Origin of the sequence: Acinetobacter sp. Swhac1 (assembly GCF_013390985.1) — a bacterium.
Taxonomy (GTDB): Bacteria; Pseudomonadota; Gammaproteobacteria; order Pseudomonadales; family Moraxellaceae; genus Acinetobacter; species Acinetobacter towneri.
Map to the genome: position 1 here is coordinate 1 of NZ_JACASN010000094.1, position 1,545 is coordinate 1,545.

The window sequence follows — 1,545 nt, forward strand, 5'->3', positions numbered from 1 at the left end:
GCATTTTCTAGACCATCGATCCATGCATCCGTACGTTCATGATCATAAAATTTCACGAAAGTCGCTCTGGAATACCCTAATGTTGCGACAAAAGCTTTTAAAGTCGTGTTGTTGCGTCGAATTGTCGTGAAATCCACCTGCATTTGTTGGCCAGGTTGGGTTTCAAAACGAATGATCGGTTCTGGTTTAGCAACTGGTTTTAATGTTGCAAGATATTCCCTCAATATCCTGATCTTTCCTGGATATCCCAACCTTAAAATTTCCTGGTAGAGCACAACAGCAGGAATCCATTCAGGATGAGCTGCGTTTACACGTTGGAGTAAATAGGGTTTGTATGGGTCAAGGATACTTATTCTAGGCTGTATACGCTGATACTGAGGTGTGGTGTTTTGCCGTAAATATTTACGTACGGTATTTCTGGACACCCCCAGTTCACGACTAATGGCTTTAATAGATTTACCTTGTTGATGAAGTATTTGGATTGTCACTGCTTGCTCCAAAGTTAACATGTTGAGCAGTCCAAAATGACCGCTATATTAACCAAGGGGGTCAGTTTTTAAATGCCATTAGGGGGTCATTTTTACACTGCCGCTAACAGCAATAAAGAACATGATTTCCCAGCCAAAACTTGGGGTAAACCATGAGCCAAGTAAGGCTGCCATTACACCACCTACAGCATAACCACTAAACATAGTAGTCACTAAGGTGCTACGCATGGTTTTAGGTGCATATTCAGAAGTTAGGGCCACAAGGTTTGGCATTACACCACCAATGCCTAAACCCGCCAAGAAACGTAAAATCGCAAACTCAGTTGGATTAGAGGCGAAGCCACCTGCAAAGGTTAAACCACTAAACAGAACGATACAGATCATGATGACTTTCTTACGACCAATTTTATCGGCCAAAGAACCAAAAATCATCGCGCCAAACATCATACCTGCCAATGCAGTACTCGCGAGCATCCCCGCCTGAACAGCACTCAAGCCCCACTCATCCATCAATAAGGGTAAAACGACCCCATTAATTGCCAAGTCATAGCCATCAAATAAAATGATCAGTAGACACCATGCCACGACATTGAAATGAAATGGTTTGAATTTTGCGTGATCGATGACATCATTCACGTTAATTGCTTGATGTGCCATTCCTCACCTCCTGTGAGTTTGTGTTTCAGTAAGCTTGAATAGCAATTTTTACAGTGAAGACTTTCATTTTTATCAGTCATCCATGTCCACTTTTGCTATTCAAGTAGATTGTGTAACTTTCACACAAAACACAAAAAATAAAAATTCAACATTAGTCTAAAACATTTTATTAATTATGGGTTTATTGTTGTTTTAAACACAATAAAATGTGATTATTCTTCTTAATATTTTCTTTCTCCCATAAAAAAACACCCCCAACGCTAGTTGAGGGTGTTTGAATAATGAGCTGGCGATGACTTACTCTCACATGGGTAACCCCACACTACCATCAGCGCGAAGAGGTTTCACTTCTGAGTTCGGGAAGGGATCAGGTGGTTCACTCTTGCTATGGTCGCCAGCA

The 1,545-nt window shown here is 41.0% G+C and carries 1 rRNA gene and 2 pseudogenes; all 3 read right to left on the minus strand.

The features are described 5' to 3' along the window. Positions 1-509 (minus strand): annotated as a pseudogene (gene istA, locus HX743_RS16015) (IS21-like element ISAba8 family transposase); the annotation flags it as partial. 87 nt (positions 510-596) lie between these two features. Beyond that, positions 597-1,145 (minus strand): annotated as a pseudogene (locus tag HX743_RS16020) (MFS transporter); the annotation flags it as partial. Positions 1,146-1,429: 284 nt separating this feature from the next. Further along, positions 1,430-1,544 (minus strand): 5S ribosomal RNA (rrf, locus tag HX743_RS16025). Position 1,545: the final 1 nt, after the last annotated feature.